The sequence below is a fragment of the Sphingomonas aerophila genome, from assembly GCF_014199305.1.
Taxonomy (GTDB): Bacteria; Pseudomonadota; Alphaproteobacteria; order Sphingomonadales; family Sphingomonadaceae; genus Sphingomonas; species Sphingomonas aerophila.
The window spans coordinates 87,329-103,144 of sequence record NZ_JACIJK010000001.1 but is presented as its reverse complement, the minus strand read 5'-3'; the positions used below and the strand labels follow the sequence as shown (position 1 = coordinate 103,144).

Sequence of the window (15,816 nt, the reverse complement as noted above, 5' to 3'; positions counted from 1 at the left end):
CCAGCATTCACGCATTGGCCCGGACCCATCCCGCTAGTTCAGCCCCGCGAAAGGCGAATGACGGTATCGCCCGCCCGCTCCAAAAAGGGTTCGCCATGCGTCTTTGTCATGCCCTCGCCGCCATTGCTTTAAGCGCGGCAATTGCTGCGCCCGCCAACGCCGCTATGACCGTAGGCGCGTTCCTTGCGCGGGCGGAGCCGTTGCGCGCCAACCCGCTGATCGCGCTGATGTCGCCCGACTATCCGGTGCTGAAGGCTGAGGCGGATGCCGCCACGCGGGCGCTGCGGGCCGATGCCGCACAGCGCAAGGCGGCGGGCAAGAAGCCGATTGCCTGTATGCCGGAAGGCGAGAAGCTGGGCATTACGGACATGCTGGACGGACTGGATGAGCTGTCGCCCAAGGAAAAGCGCTTGCCGCTCAAGGATGGTTACGCGCGGGTTCTCGCCAAAACATTCCCCTGCCGCTGATATCGGCAGCAACGAATATGTTGGCGGGCAGGTAGACGACTGCTTGTGACATGACAGGCATCCGGCTCCGCACGGCATGGTTGCCCAAGCTGCCCGTCGGGGACCCCGTCGTTGCGCGGACAACCTGTCCGCCTTTGGCCGGCCGGAACACGCCAGCCAGTGGCCAGTCGCCTGAGCTACGCGGAGATCAGTACGCTCGCACCAAAGGGCAGCGCTTGGCTGTTCAGCTCGGTCAATCGGCCGTGCCCAGGTACAACAGGACCAGGGTGAACAGGGTCGTGATGATGGTGATGAAGAACAACAACCACACGGTCCGCCACAGGGCGCCGACGCGAGACAGGCTGTAAGCGCCTCTCAGCTGCTTGTAGATGTGAAAGGGCGGAATGAGCAGCGAGGCAAAGACCAGCACATTGGTCGGCGTGCCGATCGCACCCAGCACGGCAAGGGTGATCGCCAGCAACGACATGAAGCTGAGCGAATAGGTGGCGAACACGGCATGGTCGTACATGCCAACGCCCCGGCGGAGTGGAAACAGCAGCCACAGGAACGGCAAGGACAATGGGATCAGGAGCCAGCTGAACTTATAGGCTGACGACTTGATCTTGTAGAGTACCAGCTGCGGATTCTCCTTCGCGTGCTGCAGCTTGGCGTTGAGCCAGCCGCTTTTCGAATGCGCGCCTTTTTCCTCCTCTGCGGGGGCCGGCAGCATCTGCTCGGTCCGGCTGAGGGTTGTTTGCGTCTGCACCGCCTCGGTGCGCTTTTCGGTCAGTTGTGCAATCCTGGCGGGGTCGGGCGTTTTTTCCGCTCGGGCTTCGGCAAGGTCGCTGTCGAGATCCTTCACCTGCTCGGCCGCGCGGTCGCGTTGCTTTGCCACTGCCTTACGCGCGTCCTCGACCCTTGCATCGTTGATCCAGCTCGTATCGCCCATGTGCCAGCCGGGCAGCTGGGCCACGACAGCAAAGAGGAGGAACACGGAAAACAGGAACACGGCCATCGGAGAGACGAAGCGCGCCCGCTCGCCGGCCACATAGCGGCGTGTGAGCTCGCCCGGGCGCAGCGCCAGCATTGGGAGGGTGCGCCACATCTTGCCTTCGAAATGGAAGACGCCGTGCGCGATCTCATGCCCGATCGCGCCCACCGTGCGGTGAACATGCGCGTGCTGCCCGCAGCTGTGGCAATGGGATCCGATCAGCTCCGTTCCGCAATTAAGGCATTTGCCGCCGCCATGCGCGTCTTGGCCACCCCCTTCGCCCGCGTGCGGCTCTACCGCGCGCGCCACCATTGCCCCGTCGACGAACCCGCCGATTGCTTCCAATTCCCCCGCCATGGAGGCAGCCTATCATTGCAGGATCAACGGGGCGAGAGGGATGCAGCGCGCCCTCTCACATGCTAGCGTCCGCCCCCATGACCGATCCCGCCGCCCTGATCGCCGACATGACCGTACGCGCGCGCCACGCTGCTCAGCAGCTGGCAGCGACCCCGACCCGGGTGAAGGCGCAGGCGGTGAGCAACGCGGCTGAGGCGATCCGGGCAGCCACAGGAGCAATCCTGGCCGCGAACGAGCGCGACGTCGCGCAAGCGCAAGAAGCGGGCTTGTCCGGGGCGATGATCGACCGGCTGCAGCTCAATCCTGCGCGCATCGACGCCATGGCGAGCGGCGTCGAAGCGGTGGCGGCACTGGCTGATCCGGTGGGCGCGACCATGGATGAGCGGACCCGGCCCAACGGCCTCGTGTTGACGCGTGTGCGGGTCCCGATCGGCGTCATCGGCATCGTGTACGAGAGCCGGCCAAACGTCACCGCCGATGCCGCCGCCTTGTGCGTGATGGCAGGTAACGCGGTGATCCTGCGCGGAGGCAGCGAGGCGAGCGAGAGCAACCGCGCCATCCACGCGGCGCTGGTCGCGGGACTAGCGGCAGGTGGCCTGCCCGCCGATGTCGTCCAGCTTGTGCCGACGGCAGACCGGGCGGTGGTGGGCGCGATGCTGAAGGCGGAGGGTGGCATCGACCTGCTGGTCCCGCGCGGTGGCAAGGGGCTGGTCGCGCGCGTACAGGCCGAGGCTCGGGTGCCCGTGCTCGCGCACCTCGATGGCATCAACCACATCTATGTCGATCGGTCGGCCGACCCGGAGATGGCGCGCGAGATCGTGGTCAACGCCAAGATGCGGCGCACGGGAGTTTGCGGCGCAATGGAAACGCTGTTGATTGATCGCGCCTATCCGGACGCACCGGCGCTGGTAACCGCGTTGCGCGACGCCGGGTGCGAAGTGCGGGGGGACCCTGGATTGAGCGCTGCGATCCCCGGCCTGCCAGTCGCGTCCGACGAGGATTGGGATACCGAGTATCTCGACGCGATCGCCTCGGCGGCGTTGGTGGATGGGGTAGAGGAGGCGATTGCCCATATCGCGCGACACGGGTCGCACCACACCGATGCCATCGTCGCGGCAGATTCCGCCGTGGCCGAGCGCTTTATCTCATCGGTCGATTCCGCGATCGTGCTGTGGAATGCTTCCACTCAGTTTGCCGATGGCGGCGAGTTCGGCCTGGGCGCGGAGATCGGCATCGCGACCGGACGGCTCCATGCGCGCGGTCCCGTCGCACTGGAAGGGCTGACGACGTACAAGTGGGTGGGCCGCGGCACGGGCCAGGTCAGGGCGTGACGGGCCGGCGCACCGGGCTTCTCGGTGGATCGTTTAACCCGGCGCATCGCGGACATCGCTTCGTTACCCTCGCCGCGATGCGTGCGCTGGGGCTGGACGAGACATGGTGGATGGTGTCGCCGGGCAATCCGCTGAAGGCCGGGGCGTCCGACATGGCGCCGCTGGCCGCCCGGCTCGCCTCGGCGCGCGCGATGGCCCGCAACGCGCCGATCCGGGCAAGCGCGATCGAGGCAAAGCTGGGCACGCGTTACACGGTGGATACGCTGCGGATGCTGCGCCGGCGCTATCCGAACAGGCGCTTTGTCTGGATCATGGGGGCGGATAATCTCGCCCAGTTCCACCGCTGGCGCGACTGGCGGGGGATTGCGCGGCAGATGCCGATTGCGGTGGTGGCCCGCCCTCCCTATAATAGAGGTGCCCTCGCGGCCCCCGCGATGGGATGGCTGCGGCGCTACCAACGGCCCGCTGCCAGTGCCCGATGTTGGACGACGTGGAGTTTGCCGGCCCTGGTGCTGTTGCGCTTCCGCCCCGATCCCACTTCCGCGACGCAGGTTCGCGCGGCCGACCCCGACTGGTTCCGGCATGTTGCGCCGGCCACCTTGCCTTCCAGGAGCTGACTTGGCGACCCAACCTCAATCCAATCGTGCCCCCGACCCGCAGGAAGTGGAGGCACTGCACAAGCTGGTGATGGCGTCGCTCGACGACGATCAGGCGGTGGACGCGGTGACGATCCCGCTCGCCGGCAAGTCGACCATCGCGGATCACATGGTGATCGCGTCCGGCCGCTCGACCCGGCAGGTCGCCTCCATGGCGACGAAGCTTGCCGAGCGGATCAAGGGCGAGTTCGGCCGCTCGGTCCGAATCGAAGGACTGCCGACCGCCGACTGGGTTCTGCTGGATGCCGGTGACGTGATCGTTCACCTGTTCCGTCCGGAAGTTCGCTCCTTCTACAATCTGGAGCGGATGTGGGCGTTCGGCGATGCGCCCGAGCCGGCCAGCGCCAGCACCACATCGTCCGCGCCCGCTGGACAGGCCTGATCCTTCTTCACATTGTTGCGCGCGGCAAGATCGGCCGCTCGCCGGAGGGCGAGCTGGTCGACCGCTACCTGAAGCGGATCGCCTGGCCGACGCGCGTTACCGAGTTGCCCGACACCGGTGGCCGGATGCCCCCTGAGGAGGCGGGTCTTCGCCGCGTGGTGCTGGACGAAACGGGTGAGGTGCTGGGCTCCGTTGCCTTTGCACGTCGCCTGGAGAGATGGCGCGACGATGGCGTGCGGGAAGCGCGCTTCCTGCTCGGCGCGGCCGATGGCTTTGACCAGGCGACGCGTGCGAGCGCTGACCTGTTGCTGTCATTCGGGCGCGCGACCTGGCCGCACATGCTGGCCCGTGCCATGCTGGCCGAACAGCTGTTCCGGGCCACCAGCATCCTTGCCAACCACCCTTACCACCGCGAAGGTTGATGGGTGGCGGGGGAATAGCGCGTGAGGGCAGGAAGCATTGCCGGGCTGATCGCGTGCGGCGGCATGATCGCGACGCTGGCCGTCGGCATGGCGGGCGCGCAAGGAGCTGATCCCGATGCCAGCCGCCGGACACTTGCGTCAGCCCGCGCGGACGCCGCGGCTGCTGCCCGTCGCGCAAGCGCGCTGGCCGCGGCTGCGGCTCGTGAAACCGGTGCCGCTGCCCGCGCCGCCGCGCAGGAACGTGCGCTGGCCGGGCGGGTGAACGCAGCCCAGGCAGACCTTGCCGCGACGCGGGCGCGTGCCGCGCTGGTGACCACCCTTGTCGCGCAACAGCGCGAGCGTTTGGCCCGCGCGCAGGAGCCAGTCGCGCGACTGCTCGCCGCCCTCCAGTCCATGGCGCGGCGGCCCGCCATCGTGGCGATCGCGCAGCCGGGATCGGTGGACGACATGGTCCACCTGCGCGCCGTGCTGGGCAGCACGCTGCCAGCGGTGCAGGCGCGCACGGCGGGCTTGCGACAAGAGATCGCGGCCACGCGCAAGCTCGCGGCCGTGGCGGCAGGCACCGCAGACGCGCTGCGCCGCGGGCGGGCTACGCTGGAAGCGGAACGGACCCGGCTGGCGCTGCTCGAAGCGCGGCATCGTGCGCAGGCGTCGGCATTGGGCCGGGGTGCGGCAAGCGAGCAGGACCGGGCGTTGGCGCTGGGCGAGCGTGCGCGTGACCTGGTCGATCGGCTGGAAGAAGATGGGGCGGCGAAGGCCACGGCGGCCGCTCTCGCCCCCTTGCCCGATCCGATACCGCGCCCGCTGGCACCTGGCGTGGTGCTAGCCATGGCGGGCGAACATGGCGCGTACCGCTTGCCGGTCGCCGGGCAGCTCGTCACTGGCCTCAGCGAAGTGTCGGGCAATGGCATCCGGTCGCGCGGGCTGACCCTTTCGGTGCGACCGGGAGCGTCCGTGGTCGCGCCGGCTGGCGGCGTGGTGCGCTTTGCCCGGCCGTTTCGCCATTATGGGACGATCATCATCATCGATCACGGATCCGCCTGGTCGACGCTGGTCACCGGCTTGTCCGCTGCTGCCGTCAATGCAGGCGAGCGGGTCGCCGCCGGAGCCGTCCTGGGTGCCGCAGCAGTCGGGGAAGACCCGCGCGTCACGGTGGAATTGCGTCGCCGCGGCCGGCCCGTCGATATCACCGCATTGTTGGGCTAATCCGGTCAGCACCGGTTCACCCGCCCCGGCTACCATCCGATGCCCGAAGCGACTACATGACGGGCACGCCCTTCGCTCCAGGATCCCAGTTGATGCCGCGTTTGTTCTTCCCCGCTACTGCCCTACTCGGCGCGCTTGCCCTGGTGCCCGTCGCGACCAGCGCGATGGCGGCGGTCGATAGTAACAGTTATCGCGAGTTCGACGAGTTCCTGGACGTCTTCAATCGCGTCAAGGCGGACTATGTCGACAAGGTCGACGACAAGACGCTGATCAAGGGTGCGATCAGCGGCATGCTCGCCAGCCTCGACCCGCATTCGAGCTATGTCGACGCGCTCGACTTCGACAATCTCAAGATCCAGACCGAGGGTAACTACGGCGGCCTGGGCCTTACCGTCTCCATGGAGGACGGGGCCATCAAGGTGATCGCACCACAGGAGGATACTCCTGCGGGCCGGGCGGGCATCAGGTCGGGCGACTATATCACCCACATCGATGGCAAGCTGATCTATGGCGAATCGCTCGACGAGGCGATCGGAGGCATGCGGGGCAAGCCCGGCAGCAAGGTCGCGCTGACGCTGGTGCGCCCGGGCCGTGACAAGCCGATCGACGTAACGCTGATCCGCGAAGTGATCGTGCAGAAGCCCGTGAAGTGGGAAGTGCGCGGCCAGGTCGGCTACATCAACATCAACACCTTTTCCGAAAACACCGGCGCTGATACGCGCGCCGCGATCATGGCGATCGACAAGTCGCTGGGCCACCGTCCGCTCGGCTATGTGGTGGACCTGCGCGACAATGGCGGCGGGCTGCTGACCCAGGCGATCGCCGTGGGCGACGCGTTCCTGGATCATGGCGAGATCGTTTCGCAGCGCGGGCGCGAGAAGACGGACATCGAGCGTTATTACGCGCGACCCGGCGATGACGCCCACGGTTTGCCGGTGATCGTGTTGACCAATGCGGGTACCGCTTCTGCCTCGGAGATCGTGGCCGGCGCGCTGCAGGACCATCACCGCGCGCTGATCATGGGCGAAAAGACGTTCGGCAAGGGATCGGTGCAGACGGTACTGCCGCTCGGCCCGAACACCGCCCTGCGGTTGACCACCGCGCGCTATTACACGCCGTCGGGGCGAAGCGTGCAGGAGGGCGGGATCGAGCCCGACATCCGTGTGCCACAGCTGACCGACCCCGATTACAAGACCCGCCCGGTCTTCCGGGAAGCGGACCTGCGCCGCCACCTGATCAACGAGGTGAAGGCGGACAACGCGATCCTTGAAGAAGATACCAAGGACGATCCGCGCTTCACGGCAACGCCCGAGCAGTTGAAGAAGCAGGGCGTTGAGGATTTCCAGCTGAACTATGCGCTGAAGACCGTGGCGCGGTTGGGTGGTCCGGTGCAGGTGGCAGCAGCGACGAAGCCCAAGGCGCTGTGATCGCGACGCTGAATCGGGCGCGATGGCTGGCGCTGCTCGTCCCGGCCGCTTTGCTGGCGGGCGGGTGGGGAGCGCAGCTGTTTGGCGGATTATACCCGTGCGAGATGTGCCATTGGCAACGCTGGCCGCATTACGCGGCGCTGGCTGTCGCGCTGCTCGCCTTTTCTGCGCCGCCCAGGCCCGCTCGTGCGTTGGTGATCCTGGCGGCGCTGTTGATTGCAGTGTCGGGTGTGATCGGCGTCCTGCACGCGGGCGTCGAGTACCACTGGTGGCACGGCTTTACCGGCTGTACCTCGACCGTGGATCTGTCGGGCCTGAACGGTGCAGCGCGGCTGGATGCGCTGATGCATGCGCCGCTGGTGCGCTGTGACGCGCCGCAATGGACGCTGGCGGGGATCTCGCTGGCGGGGTTCAACGCGATCCTGTCGCTCACCGGGGCGGCGGTGATCGGCTGGTGGCTAGCGAGGGTGAGATGAGGAAGCCGGGCGACAGGAGCGAAAGCATCGACGCGATGATCCGCGTCGACCAGGCGGGCGAATATGGCGCCACGCGCATCTACCAGGGGCAGCTTGCCATTCTGGGTGATCGCCACCCCGCCAGCCGCGCGATCCACCACATGGCGGAGCAGGAAGAGCAGCATCGCGCGTTCTTCGATCGCATGATCGTCGAACGGGGCGTACGGCCGACGCTGCTGCAGCCGTTCTGGAATGTTGCCGGCTTTGCCCTGGGCGCCGTCACCGCCGCGATCGGGCCGGAAGCGGCGATGGCCTGCACGGCGGCAGTCGAGACGGAAATCGACAAGCACTACGCCCAGCAACTGGACACGCTGGGCGATGATGATCCCGAGCTGTCGGGCGCGATCGCCAAGTTCCAGGCCGAGGAGCTGGAACATCGTGATCACGCACTGGCCGCCGGTGCGGAGAACACATTCGGCTACCCGGTGCTGAGCGCCGCGATCCGGCTGGGCTGCCGGGTCGCGATCGCCGCGGCCAAGCGGATCTAGGAAAGGACAGGCTGATGCGTAAAAACATGCTTGCGGCGCTTGGACTGGCGCTGGCCGGTCCGGCAGCGGCCCAGCAGGCGGTGCCAACCGTGGCGCTGCCCGGAGCGGCCAAGCCGAAGCCGGTAACGGGGACCAGCGAAGTGTCGCGCAACGCGCCCGTGAACGGCGTGCTGGTGCTCTATGGCAATGAACGCTGCCCAACCAATTCGGATGGCGCCGAAGTGGTGGTCTGCACCCGCCGATCGGCCAGCGAAAAGTTTCGTGTGCCCAAGGAGCTTCGCGAGTTCCAGGTGACCCCGCAAAACGAATCCTGGGCCGCCCGCGCGCCCGAGGCCTTGTCCGCCGGGGTTGGGGTGAACTCGATCGGCAGCTGCTCGGTTGTTGGGCAGGCGGGGCAGACGGGCTGCTTCCACCAGGCCGTTCGGGGCAACCGCCGAGAGAACCAGGCCCGCAAGGCCGACCAGGCCAACGCCGACCGGATCATCAACGAGCGGTGAAACCGGCTAGCTGCCACGCTGAGGTCAGCGTGCGCGGTTAGGCTTTGAGGGTTGCAGTGGAAACACGAGGCGGAGGCTTGACCCTGCTCGCGAGCGGATGACCAACGCCATCGTCGCCGGATGATCAGGCGCGCTTTTTCCGGGTCGAGCGCACCCGATGCCAAACATAAAAAGCGACCGCCGCGACCAGCAGTACGCCGATCACCGCGTCCAGCCGGTGAAACGCTGCCCTGATCCGGGGATCGCTGTGCCACTGATCGCCGAGCTTCATACCGACCCAGGCGAGGAAGAAGCAGAACGGCCATGAGCCGACGAAAGTGTAGATGTGGAACGGCACCAGCGGCATGCGCGCCACGCCGGCTGGAAACGCGATAAAGGTGCGGATCACCGGCAGCAGGCGTCCCACCAGCACGGCCCAGCGACCCCAGCGCACAAAGAAGCGGTCGGCGGCATCCAGCTCGTCCGGGCCGATCAACAGGTATTTGCCCCAGCGCTCCACCACCGGCCGGCCGCCGCGCTTGCCGACTTCATAGGCTACGATGGAGCCAAGGTTGCATCCCAGCGCGCCCGCGGTTGCGGCCATCACCAGGCTGAACTGGCCGGTGGAAACCAGATAGCCCGCAAACGGCATGATCAGCTCGGACGGCAGCGGGACGCATGCGCTCTCGATCGCCATCAGCAGGATGATGCCGAGATACCCGCCCGCTGAGATCACGTTGATCACAAAGGTCGCAAGGGCGGTCAGGATCGTTTCGAACATGACCAGCGCTTGGCCGAATCGGCCCCGATAAGCAATCCGAGCCGAATGGCCGGAACCGCGCATGGCACGCCGATGTTGAGCGCGAATGCAGAACATGTTGTTGAATGACGGACGGTCGATGCCGCAGCTTGGCATGGGCACCTACCAGATTGCCGATGCGCAGGTCGCGGCAGTCGTCCGCCAGGGTATCGATCTTGGCTACCGACTGGTTGATACCGCCGCTCTTTACCACAATGAGCGGGGCGTCGGTGAGGGGTGGAAATCATCGGATACCTTCCTGACCACGAAACTGTGGAACGACCGGCACGGTGATGCGGAGGCCGCGCTGGACGAGAGCCTGGCGTTGCTGGGCACCGATGCAGTCGACCTTTACCTGATCCACTGGCCCAGCCCGGCCGAGGACCGGTATGTGCAGGCCTGGCGCTCGCTGATCCAGTTACGCGATGCGGGCAAGGCCCGCTCAATCGGGGTGTCTAACTTCCTGCCCGAGCACCTGGACCGACTGCGCGAGGAAACGGGGGTGGTGCCGGTGGTGAACCAGATCGAGCTGCACCCTTATTTCCAGCAGCGCGAAGCGCGCGCGTATCACGAGGCGCATGGCATCGTGACGCAAAGCTGGAGCCCGATCGGTCAGGGCAAGACGTTGCTCAGCGACGAGGCGATCGGGCGCATCGCGGCAAAGCATGGGCGGAGCGCGGCGCAGGTTGTGATTGCCTGGCACCTGCACCACGGACTGTCGGTGATCCCCAAGGCTGCGGACCCCGAGCACCTCGCCGACAATCTTGCCGCGGCCGAGCTGATGCTCGACGAGGAGGATGTCGCCGCGATCGACGCGCTCGACCGGGCCGACGGGCGGATCGGGCCCGACCCGCGCAGCTTCTGACGTCGGGCGCCCAGCGCCGCCTCAGGCCACCCGGCCGGAAGCGGCATAGGCTGTCACCATGCGGTCGAGCACGTCGAGCGGCACCGCGCCGGAGTTGAGCACGACGGCGTGGAAATCCTTGATATCGAACCGCTGCCCCAACCGCGCCCGCGCGCGATCGCGTAGCTGGTTGATGACGGTGTGGCCGATCTTGTAGCTCGGCGCCTGCCCCGGCCAGACGCAGTAACGGTCGACCTCGTTGGTTGCCGCGCCCTCGCTTAGGCCTGCATTGTCGACGAGATATCGGACGCCCTGGTCGCGGGTCCAGCCACGGCTGTGCAGACCGGAATCAACCACCATGCGGCACGCGCGCCACAGTTCGGACTTGAGATAACCGACCCGGCCAAGGGGGTCGTTGCGGTACATGCCGAGCTCATCCGCAAGCTGCTCGGCATACAATGCCCAGCCCTCGCCATAGCCCGAATACCAGCTGAGCCGGCGCAGCAACGGCAGTCCCTTGATCGTGAATGCCACCGATCCTTGCAGGTGATGGCCCGGAACCCCCTCATGATAGGTGACGGAGGGCAGCTGCCATCGCGGCCAGTCGGACGAATGCTGGAGGTTGAGGTAGTAGATCGCCGGGCGCGACCCATCGAGCGTGGCCTGGTTGTAATAGCCAAGCGGCGCGCCGGCCTCGATCTCCTTTGGCACGCGCCGGATCTCCAGTGGCACGGCGGGCGGGTCGCGGAATATTTCGGTCAGGCGCGGGGTGATTGCTTTCACCTGTTCATTAAGGGACGCGATCGCGCTGGCCTTGCCCTCATCCGTGTCGGGCCACAGGCGCTTGGGATCGGTGCCGAGCGCAGTCAGGCGAGCGCCTACGCTGCCGGTCGTCAGCCCCTGCGTCTTCAGGATCGCGTCGATCTCGGCCTGGTACTGGCCCACCTGTTCCATGCCGATCCGGTGCACGTCGGCCGGGCTGAGCGAGGAAGTCGTATAGTTCTTCAGCGCGGCCGCATAATAACCCTGGCTGCCCGGCAGTAGAGTGATGCCCGCGGTCGAGGTCGCCCGCGCTCTCATGGCGCGAACCGCCGCGATCTGGCGACCGAGGGCGGGCTGGACCTGCCCGGTATAGATCGCCGCTGCCCGTGCAGACCAATCGCCCGCAATGGCCTTCGCCTTGGTGCGCTCGGCAAGCGAGGTGACCAGCCGCGCGCTGTCCGGTCCGGCCGTGCGCAGGGTAGTGAGCTGCGCCAGCGCCTTGTCGAGGATGAAGTCGGGCGGAATCACCCCGGCGGCGGCGTCAGCCTGCGCCCGCGCGGTGTCATTGTCGAGCAGGCAGGAAAAGCCGGTCAGGCGGGCGAGGTAAGCGTCGGCGTCCGCAGCGTTGTTGATCGGATGCTGTGTATCGAGAAAGGTCGGGAAGCTTTGATATGTGCCGGCGATCTGGCTCAGCACATAGGGCGTCGACGCGCCGGCCTCGCCAAAGCGAAAGGCGCGATTGGCTGCGTCCGCATTCTCCAGGCCATAAAGCACCGCGTCATAGTTCACCCGGTCAAGGCCCGTGAGCGACGCATGGGGAAAGGCGCGAAGACGGCTTAGCTGGCTGGCGGTCAGTGCCTTGTCGGCAGCGATGCCAGCGGCCGAGTTGTCGGACACCAGCCGCCGTTGCCCCGCTCGCGCGCCCACATCGAGGCCAAGGCTGGTCGCGCTATCTGGCGATCGGTCCAGGCTTTCCTGCACAAACGTGTCGAATAATGTCGAAAGCGGCCCGCTGCTCGACGTCTCCGCCGCATGAGCAACCGAGCCGAGCAGCGCCAGCGACGTCATGGCCACGCCCGAGCCGAGAAGCGTGCGACGATCGATCATGCCTGTGTGTTCCCCCGAAAATTCCGGACCGATGCAATCACGTTCGGAAGGAACAGGCAAGTGATCCGCCACGGCGGATCGCGTCAGGCGAGAAGGGCGTGCGCGACCTTTAGGTCATCGACGAAGCGGGCGAATTCGACCTGCTTCGCCTCCTCGTCGGGCAGGCGCAGCAGGAAGCTTGGATGTACGGTGATCAGCGCCTGGCCACCGGCCGGCAGCTGCATTGCTTGCCCTCGCTCGCGCCCGATCGTTACGGTGCGGCCGAACAGGGAGCGTGCAGCAGTGGCACCAAGGGCCACGGTGACTTTGGGCTGGACCAGCATCTGCTCCTGCTCGATCCACCAGCGGCACGCATCGATCTCTCCCGCGCCGGGCTTGGAGTGGATGCGACGCTTTCCGCGCTGTTCGAATTTGAAGTGCTTCACCGCGTTGGTGACATAAGCCGCGCCCCGATCGATGCCGGCCTGTTCCAGCGCACGATCGAACATCTGGCCGGCGGGGCCGATAAACGGCTTGCCCGCCAGATCCTCATTGTCGCCTGGCTGTTCGCCGACAAACATTATGGTGGACGTCACCGATCCCTCGCCGAACACGGTTTGCGTCGCATGTTTGTAAAGGTGGCATCGCGTGCAGGCGGCCGCCTCTTCCTTCAGCGCCTCCCATGCAGCCTGGCTGTTGCCGCCGATCTCGCCGCGCTGGGTTTGTGCCGTTTCGATCATGCGGGCCTCGCGTGCCTGGGCGCCTGCCAGAAGCTGGGGGACGAGCGCGGTTTCGGGCATGTTCTTCCAGTATTTGCGCGGCATCTCCTTCAGCATCGCGCCGACCTTCACGCGCGCAGGATTGAAGATGTTCGCGTAATAGGTCTTCCATACCTCTTCGACCGGGTCGCCGTCGGGGGCGTCCGCGCGGGTCGCGCCCGGACCTTCGCTTAACGCCTTGCCATCCCAGTGCAGCGAAACATCGGGCGTCAGGATGGACCAGCGCATCGACGCAAAGCGGTTGACGAAGAACGCCGCATTGGCGCGCACGATGTGGTGTTCGGGTTCGAACCACGCGACGAAACGCGATCCTGCCTCGTCGGTCACCTCGCGAAAGCGCAGGAATGCGCGCATTTTATGGATGTCGCGGCGCACGTTCTTGGCGAGCGTTTCCAGCCGGCGCAGCAGCGGATCGGCGCGATCCTCCATGACCCCGGGTTCGCGTCGAAGGCGAGTGAGAAGTGTATAGAGAAGACTGAACCGTTCGGGGTCACTGGCCTGCACCGCCGACCGGGCCAGGTCGATAAAGGGCCTGGGGACCGAAAAGCCGGGCGATGCTGGCGGTGGCGCAGTGCTGGCCTGACCTGCGAACAGATCGGTTGGCGCGTCACCGACCTGCCATACGACGTCGTCGGCCGGTACGCCGGCCGCGGCAAGCCCGCGCGCAGCATCGCGCCATGCGTCGAAGTCATCGGGTTCGGGCAGTGTGACGACGCGCATTGCCAAGATAACCGGTGAAAGCCGCCGCTGGTTGCGTGAGCAATCAGGCCGCGAAGAGCTCCAACTGCTGCTTCTTGGGCGCGACCAGCGGTTTCAGCTCCGCCTTGTCAGTCAGCATCACCGGACGCCAGTCTTCCGTGACAATGAAGGGGCGCAGCTTGGTGACCGAAACGGTCAGTCTCGCCACGTCGTCAAGGCGCAGACGGCGCCAGCGGCGGCTCGTCAAAATGGCGTTCACCGCCTTCACGCCGAGCCCCGGCACACGCAACAGCATCTCCCGCGGCGCGTGATTAACGTCGACGGGGAAGCGATCGCGGAACTTGAGCGCCCAGGCGAGCTTGGGATCAATGTCGAGCGGCAGCATGCCGGTCGCGTCATCGGCGGCCGCGACCACTTCCTGCAGTGAATAATCGTAGAAGCGCATCAGCCAATCCGACTGATACAGCCGGTGTTCGCGCATCAAGGGCGGGCGCTGGAGCGGCAACACCGCGCTCGCGTCCGGAATGGGGCTGAAAGCGGAGTAGTAGACACGGCGCAGGTTGAAGCGGTCGTACAGGGTGGACGCCCGCCGGACGATGTCGCCGTCGGTTGCAGCGTCCGCGCCAACGATCATCTGGGTGGACTGACCTGCGGGCGCGAATCGCGGCGCCGCCTTGTACTTCTTACGCGCGTCGGCGTTATCGAGCATCGCCGCCTTGTTGTCGGCCATCGCGCCCTCGATGCGCGCACCGTCCTTTTCGGGCGCGAGCCTTTTCAGCCCGCTGGCAGTAGGCAGCTCGACATTGATTGATACGCGGTCGGCGTAAAGCCCCGCCTGATGCACCAGCTCAGGGTCTGCATCCGGAATGGTCTTCAGGTGGATATAGCCGCGAAAATGGTGGTCCTCCCGCAACGAGCGCGCAACCTCTACCAGCTGCTCCATCGTGTAGTTCGAGGAACGGATGATACCTGACGAGAGGAATAGCCCCTCGATGTAGTTGCGTTTGTAGAAGGAGAGGGTGAGCTGGACGACTTCGGCCGCCGTGAAACGCGCGCGACGCACGTTCGAGCTCTTGCGATTGATGCAGTAATGGCAGTCAAAGATGCAGCTGTTGGTCAGCAGGATCTTGAGCAGGCTGATACAGCGACCGTCCGGCGCATAGGCGTGGCAAATGCCCATTCCTTCGGTGGAGCCCAGGCCCTTGCCGTCGCGGCTGTTGCGCTTCGCGGTGCCTGACGACGCGCATGACGCGTCATACTTGGCCGCGTCCGCCAGGATTTCGAGCTTCTGCCGAACGTCGAGTTGCGCCATCTGTTCAATATACGTTCCGCAACAAACGGAACAAGCTTCACCGCGCAAACCAGTAACATAGGGCAACCCACCGGCCCGGCGGGTTGCCCCGGAGCAGGCTCAGGCGCCGGCCGCCTTGATCGCCTTGGACACGTCGTCCCATGTGTAATTATCTAGCTTCGTGCCGTTCAGGATCAACGTCGGGGTGCCTGACACGGTGCCGTCATTGCCCTTGGCCTGGGTCTGCTCGGTAAGGGCGTCGATCTGCTTGGTGTCGGTCAGGCAGGCCCGTGCCTTGGCCTCTGGAAGGCCGCGCTGCTTCATCCAGGTGATCAGCCCCATCTGTTCGGCCATCGCAGGGATCGCCTGTTGCGGGGGAAGCGACTGGATCGACTGCATGAACGCCGGCGTCAGCTTGTCGACGAAGCCGGGCTGGTCCTTGTATTGCTGCTCCATGACCGCGAAGAACGGCCCTTCACCAACGCAGCGGCCCAGCAGCGACGGCGGCAGGTCGGCCGCGCCATGGATCAGGAAGTCGCGGAATTCATAGCTGACCTTGCCGGTCGGGATATAGGTCTGGACGACCTGGGGCAGGGTTTCGGTCGCGAACTGGCGACAAGCCGGGCACAGGCGCGAGCCATATTCGACGAGCTTGATTGGCGCGTCAGGATTGCCCATCCGATATCCTTCGGCGGTCTTGGACACGACTTCCGTCCAGTTCTGACCAGCCGGAGCCGCCTTGGCTGCGACAGGGGCGGACGACGCCGCATCGGCGCTGTTGCCATTCGCGCCGCCTGAACAACCGGCAAGCGCGAGCGACAGGGCAGAGAGGGGAAGCACGAACTTCATGGGAAAGCTC

At 66.1% G+C, this 15,816-nt stretch carries 17 protein-coding genes; 11 read left to right on the top strand and 6 right to left on the bottom strand.

Annotation, left to right across the window (positions count from 1 at the left end):
* Positions 1-95 precede the first annotated feature (95 nt).
* Positions 96-467 (top strand): hypothetical protein, encoded by a 372-nt coding sequence (locus FHS94_RS00510; RefSeq protein WP_246348270.1) that lies wholly within the window; start codon positions 96-98, stop codon positions 465-467.
* A gap of 232 nt (positions 468-699) precedes the next feature.
* Here FHS94_RS00510 and FHS94_RS00505 read toward each other — a convergent pair whose 3' ends face one another.
* Positions 700-1,794: a DUF3667 domain-containing protein gene (locus FHS94_RS00505; protein WP_184053258.1), complete on the bottom strand. Its 1,095-nt coding sequence runs from the start codon at positions 1,792-1,794 to the stop codon at positions 700-702.
* Positions 1,795-1,871: 77 nt separating this feature from the next.
* Between FHS94_RS00505 and FHS94_RS00500 the strand changes: the two genes are divergently transcribed.
* From FHS94_RS00500 to FHS94_RS00460, 9 genes are all read left to right on the top strand, one after another.
* Positions 1,872-3,125 (top strand): glutamate-5-semialdehyde dehydrogenase, encoded by a 1,254-nt coding sequence (locus FHS94_RS00500; protein ID WP_221234452.1) that lies wholly within the window; start codon positions 1,872-1,874, stop codon positions 3,123-3,125.
* The gene (locus FHS94_RS00495; protein ID WP_343055100.1) at positions 3,122-3,742 is read left to right on the top strand and encodes a nicotinate-nucleotide adenylyltransferase; all 621 of its coding nucleotides are present in this window, start codon (positions 3,122-3,124) and stop codon (positions 3,740-3,742) included. The genes FHS94_RS00500 and FHS94_RS00495 overlap by 4 nt, the downstream gene beginning before the upstream one ends.
* 70 nt (positions 3,743-3,812) lie before the next feature.
* Positions 3,813-4,163 carry a ribosome silencing factor gene (gene rsfS / locus FHS94_RS00490; protein ID WP_246348299.1) on the top strand — a complete coding sequence of 117 codons (351 nt, stop codon included), beginning with the start codon at positions 3,813-3,815 and terminating at the stop codon, positions 4,161-4,163.
* Complete coding sequence (locus FHS94_RS00485) at positions 4,163-4,585, top strand: 23S rRNA (pseudouridine(1915)-N(3))-methyltransferase RlmH (protein ID WP_184054350.1); 423 nt, start codon at positions 4,163-4,165, stop codon at positions 4,583-4,585. Before rsfS ends, FHS94_RS00485 begins: the two co-directional genes overlap by 1 nt.
* A 21-nt stretch (positions 4,586-4,606) precedes the next feature.
* On the top strand, positions 4,607-5,791 hold the full coding sequence (locus tag FHS94_RS00480) for a murein hydrolase activator EnvC family protein (protein WP_343055099.1): 1,185 nt from the start codon (positions 4,607-4,609) through the stop codon (positions 5,789-5,791).
* Positions 5,792-5,883: 92 nt separating this feature from the next.
* A complete protein-coding gene (locus FHS94_RS00475; RefSeq protein WP_184053246.1) occupies positions 5,884-7,218 on the top strand; it encodes a S41 family peptidase in 1,335 nt (444 codons plus the stop codon).
* On the top strand, positions 7,215-7,694 hold the full coding sequence (locus FHS94_RS00470) for a disulfide bond formation protein B (RefSeq protein ID WP_184053243.1): 480 nt from the start codon (positions 7,215-7,217) through the stop codon (positions 7,692-7,694). Before FHS94_RS00475 ends, FHS94_RS00470 begins: the two co-directional genes overlap by 4 nt.
* Positions 7,691-8,221, top strand: a complete 531-nt coding sequence (locus FHS94_RS00465) for a demethoxyubiquinone hydroxylase family protein (RefSeq protein ID WP_246348269.1) — start codon at positions 7,691-7,693, stop codon at positions 8,219-8,221. Before FHS94_RS00470 ends, FHS94_RS00465 begins: the two co-directional genes overlap by 4 nt.
* 14 nt (positions 8,222-8,235) lie before the next feature.
* On the top strand, positions 8,236-8,718 hold the full coding sequence (locus FHS94_RS00460) for a hypothetical protein (protein WP_184053240.1): 483 nt from the start codon (positions 8,236-8,238) through the stop codon (positions 8,716-8,718).
* Positions 8,719-8,842: 124 nt separating this feature from the next.
* Here FHS94_RS00460 and FHS94_RS00455 read toward each other — a convergent pair whose 3' ends face one another.
* Positions 8,843-9,478 carry a DedA family protein gene (locus tag FHS94_RS00455; protein WP_184053237.1) on the bottom strand — a complete coding sequence of 212 codons (636 nt, stop codon included), beginning with the start codon at positions 9,476-9,478 and terminating at the stop codon, positions 8,843-8,845.
* A gap of 85 nt (positions 9,479-9,563) precedes the next feature.
* On the opposite strand from FHS94_RS00455, the gene FHS94_RS00450 reads away from it, so the two are divergent.
* Complete coding sequence (locus FHS94_RS00450; protein ID WP_184053234.1) at positions 9,564-10,361, top strand: aldo/keto reductase; 798 nt, start codon at positions 9,564-9,566, stop codon at positions 10,359-10,361.
* A 21-nt stretch (positions 10,362-10,382) separates the two neighbouring features.
* Here the strand turns inward: FHS94_RS00450 and FHS94_RS00445 are convergent, their stop codons facing one another.
* The 4 genes from FHS94_RS00445 to FHS94_RS00430 form a co-directional block, all read right to left on the bottom strand.
* Positions 10,383-12,209: a DUF885 domain-containing protein gene (locus tag FHS94_RS00445; RefSeq protein WP_184053231.1), complete on the bottom strand. Its 1,827-nt coding sequence runs from the start codon at positions 12,207-12,209 to the stop codon at positions 10,383-10,385.
* An 83-nt stretch (positions 12,210-12,292) separates the two neighbouring features.
* Complete coding sequence (locus FHS94_RS00440; RefSeq protein ID WP_184053228.1) at positions 12,293-13,687, bottom strand: UdgX family uracil-DNA binding protein; 1,395 nt, start codon at positions 13,685-13,687, stop codon at positions 12,293-12,295.
* 43 nt (positions 13,688-13,730) lie between these two features.
* Complete coding sequence (locus tag FHS94_RS00435; protein WP_184053225.1) at positions 13,731-14,978, bottom strand: putative DNA modification/repair radical SAM protein; 1,248 nt, start codon at positions 14,976-14,978, stop codon at positions 13,731-13,733.
* A gap of 99 nt (positions 14,979-15,077) precedes the next feature.
* Positions 15,078-15,806 carry a DsbA family protein gene (locus tag FHS94_RS00430; protein WP_184053222.1) on the bottom strand — a complete coding sequence of 243 codons (729 nt, stop codon included), beginning with the start codon at positions 15,804-15,806 and terminating at the stop codon, positions 15,078-15,080.
* Positions 15,807-15,816: the final 10 nt, after the last annotated feature.